The organism is Frigoribacterium sp. NPDC087798 (assembly GCF_044742985.1).
GTDB lineage: Bacteria > Actinomycetota > Actinomycetes > Actinomycetales > Microbacteriaceae > Frigoribacterium.
In genome coordinates this window covers 655,881-671,198 of sequence record NZ_JBIUVP010000001.1, presented here as the reverse complement: position 1 = coordinate 671,198, position 15,318 = coordinate 655,881, and the positions used below count along the sequence as shown (strand labels likewise).

General features: G+C 71.3%; 12 protein-coding genes. 8 read left to right on the top strand and 4 right to left on the bottom strand.

The features are described 5' to 3' along the window. Positions 1 to 71 precede the first annotated feature (71 nt). Both glgB and ACIOSR_RS03110 read right to left on the bottom strand, forming a co-directional pair. Positions 72 to 2,252, bottom strand: coding sequence for a 1,4-alpha-glucan branching protein GlgB (gene glgB / locus ACIOSR_RS03115; protein ID WP_402751816.1), 2,181 nt, complete (start codon positions 2,250 to 2,252; stop codon positions 72 to 74). 10 nt (positions 2,253 to 2,262) lie between these two features. Continuing rightward, positions 2,263 to 4,404: an alpha-1,4-glucan--maltose-1-phosphate maltosyltransferase gene (locus tag ACIOSR_RS03110; RefSeq protein WP_402751815.1), complete on the bottom strand. Its 2,142-nt coding sequence runs from the start codon at positions 4,402 to 4,404 to the stop codon at positions 2,263 to 2,265. Positions 4,405 to 4,664: 260 nt separating this feature from the next. On the opposite strand from ACIOSR_RS03110, the gene ACIOSR_RS03105 reads away from it, so the two are divergent. From ACIOSR_RS03105 to ACIOSR_RS03085, 5 genes are all read left to right on the top strand, one after another. Next, positions 4,665 to 5,243 (top strand): alternate-type signal peptide domain-containing protein, encoded by a 579-nt coding sequence (locus ACIOSR_RS03105; RefSeq protein ID WP_173151069.1) that lies wholly within the window; start codon positions 4,665 to 4,667, stop codon positions 5,241 to 5,243. 153 nt (positions 5,244 to 5,396) lie between these two features. Further along, positions 5,397 to 5,996, top strand: coding sequence for a TasA family protein (locus ACIOSR_RS03100; protein ID WP_056046140.1), 600 nt, complete (start codon positions 5,397 to 5,399; stop codon positions 5,994 to 5,996). Continuing rightward, positions 5,993 to 6,952 carry a hypothetical protein gene (locus ACIOSR_RS03095; protein WP_402751814.1) on the top strand — a complete coding sequence of 320 codons (960 nt, stop codon included), beginning with the start codon at positions 5,993 to 5,995 and terminating at the stop codon, positions 6,950 to 6,952. Before ACIOSR_RS03100 ends, ACIOSR_RS03095 begins: the two co-directional genes overlap by 4 nt. Further along, positions 6,943 to 7,851 (top strand): hypothetical protein, encoded by a 909-nt coding sequence (locus ACIOSR_RS03090; RefSeq protein ID WP_402751813.1) that lies wholly within the window; start codon positions 6,943 to 6,945, stop codon positions 7,849 to 7,851. Before ACIOSR_RS03095 ends, ACIOSR_RS03090 begins: the two co-directional genes overlap by 10 nt. Then, entirely contained in the window at positions 7,848 to 8,453 is a 606-nt protein-coding gene (locus ACIOSR_RS03085) for a signal peptidase I (protein ID WP_402751812.1), read from the top strand. Before ACIOSR_RS03090 ends, ACIOSR_RS03085 begins: the two co-directional genes overlap by 4 nt. A 30-nt stretch (positions 8,454 to 8,483) precedes the next feature. Here the strand turns inward: ACIOSR_RS03085 and ACIOSR_RS03080 are convergent, their stop codons facing one another. Continuing rightward, positions 8,484 to 10,157, bottom strand: coding sequence for an ABC transporter family substrate-binding protein (locus ACIOSR_RS03080; protein WP_159826322.1), 1,674 nt, complete (start codon positions 10,155 to 10,157; stop codon positions 8,484 to 8,486). A 219-nt stretch (positions 10,158 to 10,376) separates the two neighbouring features. Here ACIOSR_RS03080 and ACIOSR_RS03075 point away from each other — a divergent pair, with 219 nt between their 5' ends. The 3 genes from ACIOSR_RS03075 to ACIOSR_RS03065 are packed head-to-tail and all read left to right on the top strand — an operon-like array spanning position 10,377 to position 14,584. Further along, positions 10,377 to 11,363, top strand: a complete 987-nt coding sequence (locus ACIOSR_RS03075) for an ABC transporter permease (protein WP_402751811.1) — start codon at positions 10,377 to 10,379, stop codon at positions 11,361 to 11,363. A gap of 9 nt (positions 11,364 to 11,372) precedes the next feature. Next, on the top strand, positions 11,373 to 12,470 hold the full coding sequence (locus ACIOSR_RS03070; protein WP_402751810.1) for an ABC transporter permease: 1,098 nt from the start codon (positions 11,373 to 11,375) through the stop codon (positions 12,468 to 12,470). Further along, entirely contained in the window at positions 12,467 to 14,584 is a 2,118-nt protein-coding gene (locus ACIOSR_RS03065; protein ID WP_056046127.1) for an ABC transporter ATP-binding protein, read from the top strand. The genes ACIOSR_RS03070 and ACIOSR_RS03065 overlap by 4 nt, the downstream gene beginning before the upstream one ends. 10 nt (positions 14,585 to 14,594) lie before the next feature. On the opposite strand, the gene ACIOSR_RS03060 is transcribed toward ACIOSR_RS03065, so the two are convergent. Next, positions 14,595 to 15,236, bottom strand: a complete 642-nt coding sequence (locus ACIOSR_RS03060; protein WP_402751809.1) for a DUF1294 domain-containing protein — start codon at positions 15,234 to 15,236, stop codon at positions 14,595 to 14,597. Between the last annotated feature and the right edge of the window lie 82 nt (positions 15,237 to 15,318).

The following is a 15,318-nucleotide window of genomic DNA, read 5'->3' as shown; positions in this document are numbered from 1 at the left end:
CTCCTGCACGGATGACGGAACCCCCGCGACCCGGAAGGGGCGCGGGGGTTCCGTCGTGTGTCGGCGTCGGATCAGCGGCGCAGCTTGAGCCAGACGACCCCGAGCGGCGGTAGCTGGACGTCGGCGGCCGCGGGGCGACCGGCCCAGGGCTCGTCGGTGGCGGTGACTCCCCCGAAGTTGCCCACGCCCGAACCGCCGTAGACCCCGGCGTCGGTGTTGAGGATCTCGTCCCAGCGACCGGCCTCGGGCAGACCGAAGCGCATGTGCACCGGTTCACCCGAGAAGTTCGCCAGGACGGCGATCGACTCGCCCGAGCCGGACTTGCGCATGAAGGCCACGACGCTGTGCTGCGCGGCACCGCCGTCGATCCACTCGAAGCCGTCGGTGTCGAAGTCGTGCGCCCAGAGAGCCGGCTCGTCGCGGTAGACCTCGTTGAGGCGGGCCACCAGGCCGTGGAGCCCCTGGTGGGCGGGCTGGTCGAGGATCCACCAGTCGAGCCCTCGTTCTTCGCTCCACTCGCCGGGCTGGCCGAACTCGCTGCCCATGAAGAGCAGCTGCTTGCCGGGGTGGCCCCACATGTAGGCGAGGTAGGCCCGCACGTTGGCGAGCTTCTGCCACTCGTCGCCGGGCATCTTGTTGAGCAGGGACCCCTTGCCGTGCACGACTTCGTCGTGGCTGATCGGCAGCATGAAGTTCTCGCTGAACGCGTAGACGAACGAGAACGTGATCTCGCCGTGGTGGTGCGAGCGGTAGAGCGGGTCCTCGGCGACGTAGCCGAGGGTGTCGTGCATCCAGCCCATGTTCCACTTGAGGCCGAAGCCCAGGCCGCCCTCGCTGGTCGGGCGGGTGACGCCGGGCCAGCTCGTGCTCTCTTCGGCGATCATGACGATGCCGGGGTGGCGCTTGTACGCCGTCGCGTTCGCCTCTTGCAAGAAGCTGATCGCCTCGAGGTTCTCGCGCCCGCCGAACTCGTTCGGCAGCCACTCGCCCTCGTTGCGGCTGTAGTCGAGGTAGAGCATCGAGGCGACGGCGTCGACGCGCAGCCCGTCGATGTGAAACTCCTCGAGCCAGTACAGCGCGTTCGAGACGAGGAAGTTGCGCACCTGCGAGTCGCCGAAGTTGAAGACCAGCGTGCCCCAGTCGGGCTGCTCGCCGCGGCGGGGGTCGGAGTGCTCGTAGACGGCGCGACCGTCGAACTTCGCGAGGGCCCACTCGTCCTTCGGGAAGTGCCCGGGCACCCAGTCCATGATGACGCCGATCCCGGCCTGGTGCAGGCGGTCGATCAGGTAACGCAGGTCGTCCGGGCTGCCGAAGCGGCTGGTCACGGCGTAGTAACCGGTGACCTGGTAGCCCCAGGAGCCGCCGAAGGGGTGCTCGGCGAGCGGCATGAACTCGACGTGGGTGAACCCGAGCTCGCCGACGTACTCGATGAGCTGGTCGGCGAGTTCGCGGTAGTTCAGGCCCGGTCGCCACGAGCCGACGTGCAGCTCGTACACGCTCATCGGTCCGGAGTGGACGTCGTTCTCGGCCCGGGCGGTCATCCAGGCGTCGTCGGCCCAGGCGTGGGCGGCCTTCGTGACGACGGACCCGGTGAGCGGCGGCACCTCGGAGGTGCGCGCCATGGGGTCGGCGCGTTCGACCCAGACGTCGTCGGGGGTGAGCACCTCGTACTTGTAGATCCCGTCCGTGACGCCGGGCACGAAGAGCTCCCAGACGCCGTTGCCGTCGAGGCGGCGCATCGCGTGCCGCTCGCCGTCCCAGCCGTTGAGGTCGCCCTTGACGCGGACGGCGCGGGCGTGCGGCGCCCAGACGGCGAAGGAGGTGCCGGTCACGCCCTCGTGCTCGCGGACGTGGCTGCCGAGCATCTTCCAGAGCTGCTCGTGGCGCCCCTCTCCGAAGAGGTACAGGTCGAACTCGGTGACGGTGGGGGTGAAGCGGTAGGGGTCGTCCGAGACCCACGCCGCGCCTCCTTCGTAGGTCGCCTCGACGGTGTACGCGCCGACGGGCTCGCTCGTGACGCCCTGCCAGAGGCCGTGGCCCACGTGCTCGAGGGCGAAGGACGACCCGGAGGCGCCGGTCACGGTGACGGTGTCGGCCAGCGGTCGGACGACGCGGACGGCGGTGCGACCGCCGCGGGGGTGGGCACCCAGGACGGCGTGCGGGTGGCCGTGGGTGCCGTTGGCGGCCGAGAAGACCTCGTCGTCGCCCAGGGCGAAGGAGGTGTCGGGCTCGGTCGGGGGAGTGGTGGTCATCGGGTCGCTCCTACGGGGCTCGGTTGAGGTCGACGGAGAGGACGTGCACCGGTTCGACGAAGGCGTCCAGTCGGACGTAGTTGTCGTCGCCCCAGGTCCACGACTGACCGGTGATCAGGTCGCGCACGGTGTAGGTGCCACCGGGCTGCAAGCCGAACTTCGTGACGTCGAGGTGGACGGTCGTCTCGCGCGCCGAGTGCGGGTCGACGTTGGCGACGACGATGATGCCGTCGGCGCGTCCGCTGCGGGTGTGCGCACGGGACAGGTACTTCGAGAACACGAGGATCGACTCGTCGTCGCTCGAGTGGATCTCGAGGTTGCGCAGCTGGCGCAGGGCCGGGTGGGAGGCGCGGATGCGGTTGAGCTGCGTCAGGTACGGCGCCAGCGACGCCCCCGCCTCTTCGGCGGCGGCCCAGTCGCGGGGCTTGTACTCGTACTTCTCGTTGTCGATGTTCTCTTCGCTGCCCGGGCGGGCGACGTCCTCGAAGAGCTCGTAGCCCGAGTAGACGCCCCAGGTCGGCGAGGCCGTCGCGGCGATCGCGGCACGGATCTTGTAGGCCGCGGGACCGCCGAACTGCAGGTAGGGGGTCAGGATGTCGTGCGTGTTGACGAAGAAGTTCGGGCGCAGCCAGGCGCTCGTCTCCTTCGACAGCTCGTCGAGGTACTCCTCGAGCTCCCACTTCTCGTTGCGCCAGGTGAAGTACGTGTACGACTGGTGGAACCCCACCTGCGCCAACGCCTGCATCATGGCCGGCTTCGTGAACGCCTCGGAGAGGAAGACCACCTCGGGGTTCGTCTGTCGGATCTCGTACAGCAGCCACTCCCAGAAGCGCACGGGCTTCGTGTGCGGGTTGTCGACCCGGAAGATCGTGACGCCGAGTTCGATCCAGTGACGGACGATGCGCAGCACCTCGCGGCTGACGCCCTCGTAGTCGTTGTCGAAGTTCAGGGGGTAGATGTCCTGGTACTTCTTCGGCGGGTTCTCGGCGTAGGCGATCGTCCCGTCGGGCAGGGTCGTGAACCACTCGGGGTGCTCGGTGACCCAGGGGTGGTCGGGCGAGCACTGCAGGGCCAGGTCGAGCGCGAGCTCGAGACCGGCGTTCTTCGCCGCGTCGACGAACCAGCGGAAGTCGGCGACCGTGCCGAGGTCGGGGTGCACCGCGTCGTGCCCGCCGTCGGGCGAACCGATCGCGTAGGGCGACCCGGGATCGTTCGGCCCCGCGGTCAACGTGTTGTTCGGGCCCTTGCGGAAGGTCGTCCCGATCGGGTGCACGGGCGGGATGTACACGACGTCGAAGCCCATGCGAGCGATCGAGGGCAGGCGGCGGGCCGCGGTGCGGAACGTGCCGCTCTTCCAGGTGCCGTCGGCCTGCTTGCGGGCGCCCTCGCTGCGGGGGAAGAACTCGTACCAGCTGCCGAGGCCGGCGCGGCTGCGTTCGACGCGGAGCGCCTCGGGGGCGCTGCGCGTGACGAGGCTCGCGAGCGGCGTGACCAGGAGGACCGCGGCGAGGCGCGGATCGGTGGCGACGCGGAGCCGCGAGGCGGGGGAGAGGGCGGGGTTCGCGAGGGCCTTGGCCGCGTCGCGGATCAGGGTCGTGTCGGGGTAGTTCTCGACGGCCTCGGTCAGCAGTCGACTGCCGAGGGCGAACGTGACCTCGACGTCGAGACCGGCCGGCACCTTGATCTCGGCCGCGTGCAGCCACGTGGCCCAGTCGTCGGTGTAGGCCTCGACCTGCCAGGACCAGTCGCCCTCGACCTCGAGCTGCACCTGGGCCGTCCACCGGTCGGTGCCGGGGATGCCGGCGACCATGCGGTGTCGGGTCTCGGCGCCCTCGGGGTCGATCGTGACGAGGTCGGCCCCGATCAGGTCGTGACCCTCGCGGAAGACGGTCGCCCCGAAGGTGACCACCTCGCCGGAGAAGGCCTTCGTCGGGAACACTCGGTCGGGGGTCGTCGGGGTGAGGCCCGTAATGGGGATCCGCCCGACTCTGGGTTCGTATGCTGTCGCCACGTTGTCGACCGTACCCGGTCTGGCCCGCCCGGTCCCGGCCCGGGGCCCCGCAGGGCCGACGGTCGCGGATCGGGGTGCGGAAGAGGCGTTTCGGGGTACGAAAACGTGTCCGCCCTGTCGCCGACAGACACTCCGGTCCATTTTGTCCCCCCAACTGGGTGCATGCATCGGCATGAATCCCCTGTCGGCACTTTGGGGGACCGCGTAATGTCGATCCTGTCGTCGCGGCCTGCCCGCCCGAAGAACCCGAACTCCTCGAGAGCCCGGCGCCCGACGACACCGATCGGCCGCCCGACCCGGAGCCGACAGCCCCTGCAGCGCCGTGCGCCACCCCGAAGTCGACCCGACCGACGGCGCACGGCGGTGCTCGAGCGCGCCTCGGCGCGCGGAACAGGACCGACATGAACAAGCTCGTCACGGGTGCCGTCGCCGGTGCCGCCGGCATCGCCCTCCTCCTCGGCGGCGCCGGGACCTTCGCCCTCTGGAACGCCAGCACCGAGGTCAACGCCGCCAGCGTCGCCTCGGGCACGCTCTCGCTCACCCAGTCGTCGGCGGGCAGTTGGACCGACGTGACGAACGGTCGCAGCACGGCCCTCACGGCCGCCCAGGTCGCCGCCTACAAGATCGTCCCGGGCACCAAGCTGCAGTTCACGCAGCCGATCACCATCGCCGCCTCGGGCAACGACCTGCGCGCCGACCTGACCTACGACGCGACCTCGGTCACCGGCAGCCTCAAGCCGTACGTAACCAACACGATGGCCCTGTCGACGGCCGCCGGCGGCACGACGCTGCCCTCGGGCGTGACCGCGGGCAGCACGGCCGGCAGCTACGTCGTGGCTCCCGTCTCCGCCGGCAGCACCTCGGCCGTCGTGACCTTCGTCGTCGAGCTGCCCTCCACGGTGTCCGACGCCGCCAGCCAGGGCGGCACGCTCGACCTGAGCAAGCTGACCTTCACGCTGAAGCAGCGCGCCATCGCGTAGCGGGTGTCGGCGGCCCGACGGCCACCGCACCCCGTCACCCACCGGCGACCGGACCGCACCCGACGCGGTCCGGTCGCCCCCTTCCGTCCGTCCGTCCCGCCCAGGGACCCACGGGCCGCCGCATCGCACGATCGACCACCAGGGGGTGAGACGTTGACCGGACCGTCCCGCGGACGCGCGCGTCACCGCTCGGTCGAGCGCGCCTCCTCGTCCCGCCGTCCGCTCCGCTCGCTGTGGGCGGCGACCGCCGTCGTGGCCGGCGCGGTCACCGTCGCCCTCGTGGCGACCGGGGGGACCTACGCGCTGTGGAACTCCTCCGTCAAGCCGACGGCCGTCACGGTCGGGTCGGGGACGGCGGGCCTCTCGGTCGGCGCCGTCAAGGCCCTCGACACGTCCGCGCTCGGCCCCGGCGGCGCGACCGCGGGGACGTTCACCGCGACCAACACGGGGTCGGTCGACCTGGCCATGCGGGTGTCGGCCGGGACCACCACGGCGTCCGCGTCCGCCCTGCCCGGCGAGCTGACCGTCAGGCTCGCCGCCGTGGCGAGGGCCGCGGACTGCGTCGTCGGCGTCGGCGGCTACTCCGCCCGGCCCGCCGCGTTCGACACGGGGAGCGGGTACTTCACGTTGCCGGCCGGAGTCACCGTCACCGGCTGCGTCGTCGTCACGCTCGACTCGGACGTCCCGGCGACCCTGCAGAACCAGACCTCGTCGATCGGGCTCGTCCTGACCGGGACGCAGGTGGCCCCGTGAGCGGGCGCCGCACCGTGAGCGGGCGCCGCACCGTGACCGGGCGCCGCACCGTGAGCGGGCGCCGGCCCCGGACGACCACGCGATCGACGTTGGCCGCCGTCGTCGTGGGCGTGATCGTCGGTGTGGCCCTGGCCTCGGGAGGCGCGGCGTCCGCCCTCTGGACGGCGTCCGCCACCGTCACCGAACAGGTCAGGACCGGCGCCGTCGGCCTCACGGCCGGCACCCTCGACGCCCTGCAGGCCGACTACGCCGGATCGACCAGGTCGCTCACGGCGCCCTGGACGTTCACGAACTCGGGGACGGTCGCGGCGTCCTACTCGACGAGCGGCAGCCTGAGCTCGGGCAGCTCCGCCGCCCTCGCCGCGTCGATCGCCGTCGTCGCGTGGCCGGTGACCGCCGCGTCCGCCTGCACGTCGACGACCGCCGTCGGCCCGGGCAGCGTCAGCGGCACCTGGTCCGCCGTGCCGAACCTCACCGGGACGTTGGCGAGCAAGGCCGCCGCGACCTGGTGCCTCCGCACCTCGATCGCGACGTCCTCTCCCACCGGGCGCGTGAACCCGGTCCTCACGGTGTCGCTCGCCTCCGGGTCGTGGGCCGCCACGCCGCAGGACCGCCGGATCGTCCAGAACAACACGATCGTCCCCCCGCAGACGGCGGTCTGCCGCACCGACGGCGAGGCCTACGCCTGGCTCGACTTCGACCCGTCGACCCGGGCGACCGCGACCCGGTACGCGACCTTCGTCGGCGGCACCCGGATCTCGAACGACGAGCGGACCGGCGACTACCCGCACTTCGCGTTCACCCGCGACAACCTGCCCCGGGACCCCTTCGGCGACGGCCCGATCCACGTCGACATCCGCGTGATGGTCGACGGGCAGCCGACCGACCTCATGGCCGTCGGCACGGTCACGGTGGTCTACGACCAGTACGGCACGAGGAACATCCAGTGCGGGTGACCGGCGGTCGGGCGGTCGCGGTCGTCGTCGCCGTCGCGGCCGTCGTCCTGGGCCCCGGCGTCGTCACGGCCGCGGCTCCCGCCACGGCCTCGACCGCGCCCCGCCTCATGGTGAGCGACGACGGCCGGCACTGGCAGGGTCGCCTCGACTCCGCGCTCTTCGGTGACGGGCTGCGGCTCGTCCCCGGGGCCGGCACGGTGGGCACCTTCTGGGTCAAGAACCTCTCGAGCGCGCCGGCCGTGCTCAGCGCCCGCCTCGTCGACGTCACGACCTCGTCGCCCGCGTTCGCCGAGGCGGTCACGGTCCGCTCGCACTCCGACCTCGACGTCGGCGACCTGCCGCCCGTCACCCTGTCCGGCGACGGGTGCACCCCCGTGCTCGCGCCGGTCCGCCTCGCCGCCGGGCAGGAGGCCCCGGTCACCGTCTCGGTCGACCTCGACGCCTCCGCCGCCGCGGGCACCGGTGACCAGACCCTGGACTTCGCCGTGCTCGTCACGCTCACGGGGCTGGCCGGGTCGGCCGTGCCGGCGGGCTGCGCGTCGGCCGGGACCGCCGGCGCGGCGGACCCCGCCGAGACGAGCACAGGAGGCGCGGGAGGCGACCGTGCCTCGAGCGCGACGATCGAGGCGGTGGCGACCCGCGCCTCCTCGGCCGGTGCGGCCGACGAGACGGCGCCCTCCGTCGGCGACGGCGCCTCGGGCGGGGCCGTCGACGGGTCGGGCGCGGACACCGAGCTGCCCGTCCACTCCCTGGACGTGCTCGACGACTTCGTGCCGGAGCCCTTGCGGGGCAGCTGGCTGCCGCTGCTGATCGCGGCGATCGCGGTGCTGTCGGGCGCGTTCGTGGCGGTCGGACGCCGTCGCCCGGACGAGGTCGACCCCTCGGGGGAGCAGCCGTGAGCGGCCGCCGAGCCGCCGTGAGCGGTCGCCGCGCCGCTGTGCGTCAGAAGGGCCTGCTGCACGCTCTCGGCCTCGGCCTCAGTGCGGGGCTGTTCGTGCTCGTGCTCGGCCTCGCGACCGTGTTGGTAATTGTGCCGAAGGTCGCGGGGGCCACGCCCCTGACCGTGTTGACCAGTTCGATGGAGCCGCGGCTGCCCCCGGGCACGCTGATCGTGGTGAAGCCGACCCCGACCGACGAGATCCGGATCGGTGACGTCGTGACCTACCAGATCGAGAGCGGCCGCCCCGAGGTGATCAGTCACCGGGTGACCGAGATCGTGTCGTCGTCGGACGGCGGCACGGCGTTCGTCACCCAGGGCGACAACAACTCCGAACCCGACGAGGCGCTCGTGCTGCCCGAACAGGTCCGCGGCACGCTGTGGTACTCGGTGCCGTGGCTCGGCTTCGTCAACCAGGTCGTGAACGGCGACGCCCGGTCGTGGATCGTGCCGCTGCTGGCGATCGCGCTGCTCGGCTACGCGGGCTACTCGGTGGCCGCCGGCCTGGTGGAGGCGCAGCGACGGCGGGCGGGGACGCGGAAGGCCCGCCCGGCCCCGCGCTGAGCGGGGGCCGGACGGGCCCGGGGGAGGCGTCTACTTCGTGAAGCCGACGACCGTCCAGTCCACGTCGCTGGCACCGGCGCGGGCGCCGAAGTTCGCGAGCTCGGGGCTCTGGAACGAGATGTACGGCGCCTGGATGATCGGCATCGAGTGCCCGATCTCCCAGATCTTCTCGTCGGCCTGGTTGTACAGGTCGGCGGCCTTCTCGGGATCGCCCTCGGCGACGGCCTGGCTGAGCAGGTCGTCGATCTCGGGGCTCGAGACGCGACCGTAGTTCTGGCCCTGCTCGTCCGAGTTGTAGATGCTGACGCCGGACGCCTGGTAGCCGGTACCGGCCCAGACGAAGATCGTCATGTCGTAGTTGCCCGGGGTGACGTTGTCCTCGAAGAACGAGTCGACGCTGACGGCGTTGATCGTCAGCTTGATGCCGACCGCGGCGAGCTGGCTCTGCATGACCTCGGACAGCTGCTGCGAGATGGGCGTGCCGGACGGGATCGTCACGGCGATCTCGAGCTGCTTCCCGTCCTTCTCGAGCACGTCGCCGTTCAGCTCCCACCCGTCGTCGGCCAGGATCTTCTTCGCCTCGTCGACGTCGTAGTTCCCGGTCTCCTTCGCGTTGTCCTGGTAGGCGCCGTCGGTGCTGAGGAACAGGTGGTTGTTCAGCGTGGTCAGCTCGTAGGGCAGGGTGCCCGTGATGACCTTGCCGAGCGCCTCGCGGTCGACCGCGTGCTGGATCGCCTGACGGATCTTCTCGTCGGCGAGCACGCCCTTCGTGCTGAAGTCGACGTGCGTGTAGCGAGCCGACGGTGCCGCCCGGATGTCGGTGTCCTTCGCGTCCTTCAGGCGGTCGTAGCGCTCCGACGAGTTGCCCGTGACGAAGTCGATCTCACCGTTCAGGTAGGCGTCGACGTCGGCGTCGCTGTCGAGGGCGCGGAAGACCACCGAGTCCAGCTTCGGCGCGTCGCCCCACCAGGTCTCGTTGGGCACGATCGTGACCGTCTGGGCGGTCGTGTCGATCTTCTCGACCTCGTAGGGGCCGCCCGAGACGGGCAGGGTGTCGACGTAGGCCGTGTTGAAGGCGTTCGGGTCGTTGTAGAGGCTCGCCGGGTAGAGCGGCGCGAACATGCTCTTCCAGTCCGAGAACGGCTCGGCGTAGGTCACGACGACCTGTTTGTCGCTCGAGCCCGCCTCGACGGAGGCCATGCGGTCGGGGCCGAGGGTGCTGCCGACGAGGTACTCGGGGTTCGAGCCGTCGAGTGCGGTCTTCCAGGCCTGGAAGTCGGCGACCGTGATCGGGGTGCCGTCGTTCCACACCGCGTCGGGGTTGATGTCGTAGGTCACGACCAGCGGGTCCTCGCTGGTGGCCTCGGCACTCGTGACGAGGTTCTCGTCGATCTGCGCGACGCCCTTCTCGTCGATGCGGAACGGCTGGGGCAGCACGGCGCTCTCGATCAGCGAGGCGTCGGCCAGGGCGCCGTCGAGCTGGCCGTAGTTCCACTGCGAGGGCAGCTGGCTGAGCGGCAGGGTCAGCGTCCCGCCCTGCTCGACATCGGCCGCCGCCGTGGCGTTGATGTCGCCGTCGGGGGACAACTGGCCGTTCTTCGCGGCTCCGTCGCCGTCGTTGCCGCCGCCACCGCTGCACGCCGTGACGACGAGAGCGATGCTGACGAGGCCGGCCGCGAGGCCGAGCTTCTTCGTGATCTTCATGGCACTCCGAACTGAAGGGTGGTGAAAAGTGCTGATCAGAGGGGATGCTGCATCGTCGTCGACTCGTGCGGGCACGCGTCGCGACACCTCCCGAGAGCTGACCGCGTGTGCCCAAATGTACGGACGCCTTGAATCCACGCAAACTTTCATGTGAATTTGTTACACGCTCGAAACCTGGCCAGCTGGTCGGGCCGCGGGGTACGTCTAGTGTGATCTGCCATGGCTCGATTCCTCGCCCGCCGGCTGGTGTACTACGTCGCCCTGGTCTTCATCGCGACGTCGCTCACCTACTTCCTCGCCTCGGCGACCCTCAACCCGCGCTCCGTCTACGCCGACCGCAACCCGCGTCCGTCCACCGAGATCGTCGACGCGAAGCTCAGCTCGATCGGGGTCAACGACAAGGACCCTCTCGGCGAGCGGTACGTCCACTGGGTCGCCGGCGCCTTCACGGGCGACCTCGGGCAGACCATCCAGGACAAGCCGGTGGCGCAGGAGTTCGGGCCGAGGCTGGGCGTCAGCCTGCGCCTCCTGCTGGTGGGATCGATCCTCGGCATCGTGCTGGCCGTCGTGGTCGGCACCTGGAACGCCATCCGGCAGTACGCGTTCTCGGACCGCGTGTCGTCGGTGCTGTCGTTCGTCCTGATCTCGACGCCGGTGTTCCTCACGGCGGTGCTGCTCAAGATCGGGGCGACGAAGCTCAACGACGTCCTGGGGTACCAGCTGATCACCTTCACGGGCGAGGCGACGCCCAACCTGACCGGCGGGCTCGGCACGATCGCCTGGGACCGCATCGCCCACCTGCTGCTGCCCACCATCTCGATCGGCGTCGGCCTCATCGCCGTCTACAGCCGGTACCAACGGGCGACGATGCTCGACGTGCTGCAGGCCGACTACATCCGCACCGCCCGGGCCAAGGGCCTGCGACGTCGGCCGGCCATCTTCAAGCACGGACTGCGCACCGCGCTCATCCCGATGACGACGCTGTTCGCCTTCGCGTTCCTGGGGGTGCTGACCGGTGCGACCTTCACCGAGAAGATCTTCGCCTGGAACGGCCTCGGCGCCTGGTTCATCGACGCCGTCCAGGCCAACGACATCAACGTCGTCGTCACCTACACCCTCTACAGCGCCGTCGTCGTGCTGCTCGCCGGCTTCGTGTCGGACGTGCTCAACGCGGTGCTCGACCCGCGCGTCCGAGCGCAGAAGTAGGGCCGCGCCATGACCCGGTTCACACCCGACCTGCTCGAGGGGCCCTCCGACGCTGTCGTGCCCGAGTCGCGAGAAGAGGTCGCCGCCAAGTCGACGAACCGCTTAGCGCTGACCTTCCGTCGCCTGTTCGCCAACCGCGGGGCCACCGTCGGGCTCGTGACGATCGTGCTGCTCTTCGTCTTCGCCTTCGTCGGCCCGCTCGTCTCGCCGTACGCCTACAACTACATCGACTACACGGCCCTGTCGTCGCCGCCGACCGGGGCGCACTGGTTCGGCACGAACAACATCGGCCAGGACGTCTTCGCACAGACCGCGCGCGGCCTGCAGAAGTCGCTGCTGATCGGCCTGCTGGTCGCCCTGTTCTCGACGGTGATCGCGGGCATGCTCGGCGCGATGGCCGGCTACTTCGGCGGCTGGATCGACCGGGCCGTGATGGTCTTCGTCGACCTGCTGCTCGTGCTGCCGTCGTTCCTGATCATCGCGATCCTGTCGCCGCGCCTCAAGCAGTACGGCTGGTTGATCCTGGTGGCCCTGCTCGCCCTGTTCGGCTGGATGATCACGGCCCGCGTGGTGCGCTCGCTCACCCTCAGCATCAAGGAGCGCGAGTTCATCCGCGCCGCCCGGTACATGGGCATCGGCCACTTCACCATCATCGTGCGGCACATCCTGCCGAACGTGGCCTCGTTCCTCGTGATCGACGCCACCATCGCCATCGGGGCCGCGGTGCTCACCGAGTCCGGGCTGTCGTACTTCGGCTTCGGCGTGCAGCCGCCCGACGTCTCGCTCGGCACGCTGATCGCCCAGAACCAGAGCGCGGCGACCACCAAGCCGTGGCTGTTCTTCTTCGCGGCCGGTGCGCTGATCGTCTTCGCCCTCGCCAGCAACCTGCTGGGTGACGGGCTGCGGGACGCGCTCGACCCGACCTCGACGGCCGGGCGCACCGGTCGTCGCCGTCCCACCCGCGGGCGGACGGCCGAGAGCCGAGGAGGCGCGGTGCCGCTCGGGCGCACCGGCGGCGTCTCCGAGGCCGCGAGCCCCGCCCCCGGGGCCGACGTCGGCTCGCCGGCGCCGACCCGCATGAACGACGAGAAGGGGGAGCGCGCATGACGCTCACCGAACCGGTCGACCGCACCCGCGCCTCCTCGGCTCCGGTGCTCGAGGTGCACGACCTCACCGTGACCTTCCCGACCCCGGACGGCGACGTGCGCGCCGTGCGCGGCGTCGACCTGACGCTGCGCCGCGGCGAGGTGCTCGGCATCGTGGGCGAGTCGGGCTCGGGCAAGTCGGTCACGAGCCTGGCCGTGCTCGGCCTGCTGCCCGCCACGGCCAAGGTGACGGGGTCGATCACGCTCGACGGCGAAGAACTGCTCGGCCGCGGCGACAAGGCGATGTCGGCGATCCGCGGCAAACGGATCGCGATGGTCTTCCAGGACCCGCTCTCGGCGTTCACCCCGGTGTACACGGTCGGTCAGCAGATCGCCGAGACGGTACTGATCCACCGCGGCGGCACGAAGAAGCAGGCTCGTGAGCGGGCGATCGAGCTGCTGGGGCTCGTGGGCATCCCCGAGCCGGAGCGACGCGTCGACTCGTTCCCGCACGAGTTCTCGGGCGGCATGCGGCAGCGCGCGATGATCGCCATGGCGATCGCCAACGACCCCGACGTCATCCTCGCCGACGAGCCGACCACGGCCCTCGACGTGACGATCCAGGCCCAGGTCATCTCGGTGCTGCGCACGGCGCAGCGCGAGACCGGGGCCGCGCTGCTGTTCGTCAGCCACGACCTCGGCGTCATCGCCGGGTTCGCCGACCGCATCGCCGTGATGTACGCCGGCCGCGTCGTCGAGACGGCGACCGCCGACGACCTCTTCGCCCACCCGCGCATGCCCTACACCGTGGGTCTCATCGGCGCGCTGCCGCGCCTCGACCAGCGGTCGGACCAGCCGCTCGTGCCGATCCCCGGCACGCCGCCGTCGCTGTTGTCGCTGGCGCCGGGCTGCCCGTTCGCGGCGCGGTGCCCCCTGGCGACGGCCGAGTGCCGGGTCGACGAGCCCGCGCTCGAGCAGGCTCCGGCGGTCGAGGCGGGTCACCGCGCTGCCTGCCTGCACGCCGACCAGCTGGTGGGGGAGGGCACCGACCCCGAGGACGTCTACGACCTGCCGCCCGTGCCGACCTCGGGCCTGGCTGCCGTCCCGCGGGCGGAGCGGGACCGGGTGCTGCACGTCGACGGGCTCGTCAAGACGTTCCCGCTCACCAAGGGGTCGGTCTTCAAGCGACGCGTGGGCAGCGTCTGGGCGGTCGACGGGGTCGACCTCGACGTCCGTGAGGGCGAGACCCTCGGCCTGGTCGGCGAGTCCGGCTCGGGCAAGAGCACGACGCTGCACGAGATCATGGACCTCCGGGTGCCCGAGGCCGGCACCATCGAGCTGCTCGGCACGGCCCTCGACCGCAAGCTCGACGGGTCGACGGTGAAGAGGCTGCGCGGTGCCGTGTCGATGGTCTTCCAGGACCCGATGGCGAGCCTCGACCCGAGGCAGCCGGTCAGCGACATCATCGCCGAGCCGTTGCTCGCGATCGGTCGACCCCGCGACGAGGTGTCGCGTCGGGTGCCCGAGCTGATGCGCCTCGTCGGGCTCGAGCCCGCCGCCGCGACGCGCTACCCCCACGAGTTCTCGGGTGGCCAGCGGCAGCGCATCTCGATCGCGCGGGCGCTCGCCGCCGACCCGAAGCTCATCGTGCTCGACGAGCCGGTGTCGGCGCTCGACGTGTCGATCCAGGCCGGCGTGCTGAACCTGCTGGCCGAGCTCAAGGCGAAGCTCGACCTGTCGTACCTCTTCGTGTCGCACGACCTCTCGGTCATCCGTCACGTGGCCGACCGCGTCACGGTGATGTACCTCGGCCGCACCGTCGAGACGGGCCCGGTCGACGAGGTGTTCGAGCACCCGCTGCACCCGTACACGCAGGCGCTGCTGTCGGCCGTGCCCGTGCCCGACCCCGTCAAGGAGCGGGCACGCGAGCACATCGTGCTGCCGGGCGACCCGCCCACGCCGACCGTCAAGCAGACCGGCTGCCGGTTCCGCAGCCGCTGCCCGCTCTACGCGATGCTGCCCGAGGCCCAGCGGTCGCGCTGCGAGGACGAGGTCCCCGCGATGCTGCCGCACGGACGCGACGGGGCCGACCACACGGCCGCGTGCCACTTCGCCCGCGAGAAGCAGTTGGTCTGAGGCCCGGACGCTAGCCGACGAGCGCGGAGGCCGCGGTGACGACCGCCACGTTCACGGCGACCGTGCCCCAGAAGGCGAGCTGGAACGACCGCTTGCTCGTCTTGTGCCGCAGCAGTTGTTGCGCGGCGAGGGCCCCGGGCCAGCCCCCGAGCAGGCCGAGCAGCAGAAGGACGCGTTCGGGCACGCGGCGACGTCCTCGACGGGCGGCGGACTTGTCGAGTGCGTAGACCGCCGCCGTCACCAGGCCGAGGGCGACGGCTGTGGCGACGAGCCAGGGGAGGGCCCCGTCGATCCGGGCGGACGGCCCGGCGGAGGGGACGACGCCCACCACGACCGCGACGGCCACGACGAGCAGCAGCCCGACGACGAGGGCGACCCGGCCGGCCCGTGTCGGGCGCGGGGCTCGTCCCCGGGGCGCCATCCAGCTCGATCCGACGGAGGACACCCGCACGGCGGCCGGCCCCCGGTCGCCGTGGCGGTCGACCTCGTACGAGTAGGCGTCACCGACCCGGGGCCGGGCCGTGCCGCGGCTGAACGCCGTGATGTGGACGAACGCGCGGCCGCGCCCCGAGGCCGGGGTGAGGAACCCGAAGCCGCGGTCGTCGTCCCACGAGGTGAGCGTGCCCTCGACCCGGGCCGGATTGCCGGTCATGCGCCCGACCCTAGCCCGCGTCGCCCGTGCCGCATTCGGCCATCCCGCCACGAGGTCGACATCCCGCCACGTTTTCGCGTGG

Coding starts and splice junctions, on each gene's coding strand:
- ACIOSR_RS03065 (WP_056046127.1), top strand. CDS start 12,467: ATGACGCTCACCGAACCGGTCGACCGCACCCGCGCCTCCTCGGCTCCG.
- ACIOSR_RS03105 (WP_173151069.1), top strand. CDS start 4,665: ATGAACAAGCTCGTCACGGGTGCCGTCGCCGGTGCCGCCGGCATCGCC.
- ACIOSR_RS03110 (WP_402751815.1), bottom strand. CDS start 4,404: ATGGACCGGAGTGTCTGTCGGCGACAGGGCGGACACGTTTTCGTACCC.
- ACIOSR_RS03070 (WP_402751810.1), top strand. CDS start 11,373: ATGACCCGGTTCACACCCGACCTGCTCGAGGGGCCCTCCGACGCTGTC.
- ACIOSR_RS03080 (WP_159826322.1), bottom strand. CDS start 10,157: ATGAAGATCACGAAGAAGCTCGGCCTCGCGGCCGGCCTCGTCAGCATC.
- ACIOSR_RS03075 (WP_402751811.1), top strand. CDS start 10,377: ATGGCTCGATTCCTCGCCCGCCGGCTGGTGTACTACGTCGCCCTGGTC.
- glgB (WP_402751816.1), bottom strand. CDS start 2,252: ATGACCACCACTCCCCCGACCGAGCCCGACACCTCCTTCGCCCTGGGC.
- ACIOSR_RS03060 (WP_402751809.1), bottom strand. CDS start 15,236: ATGACCGGCAATCCGGCCCGGGTCGAGGGCACGCTCACCTCGTGGGAC.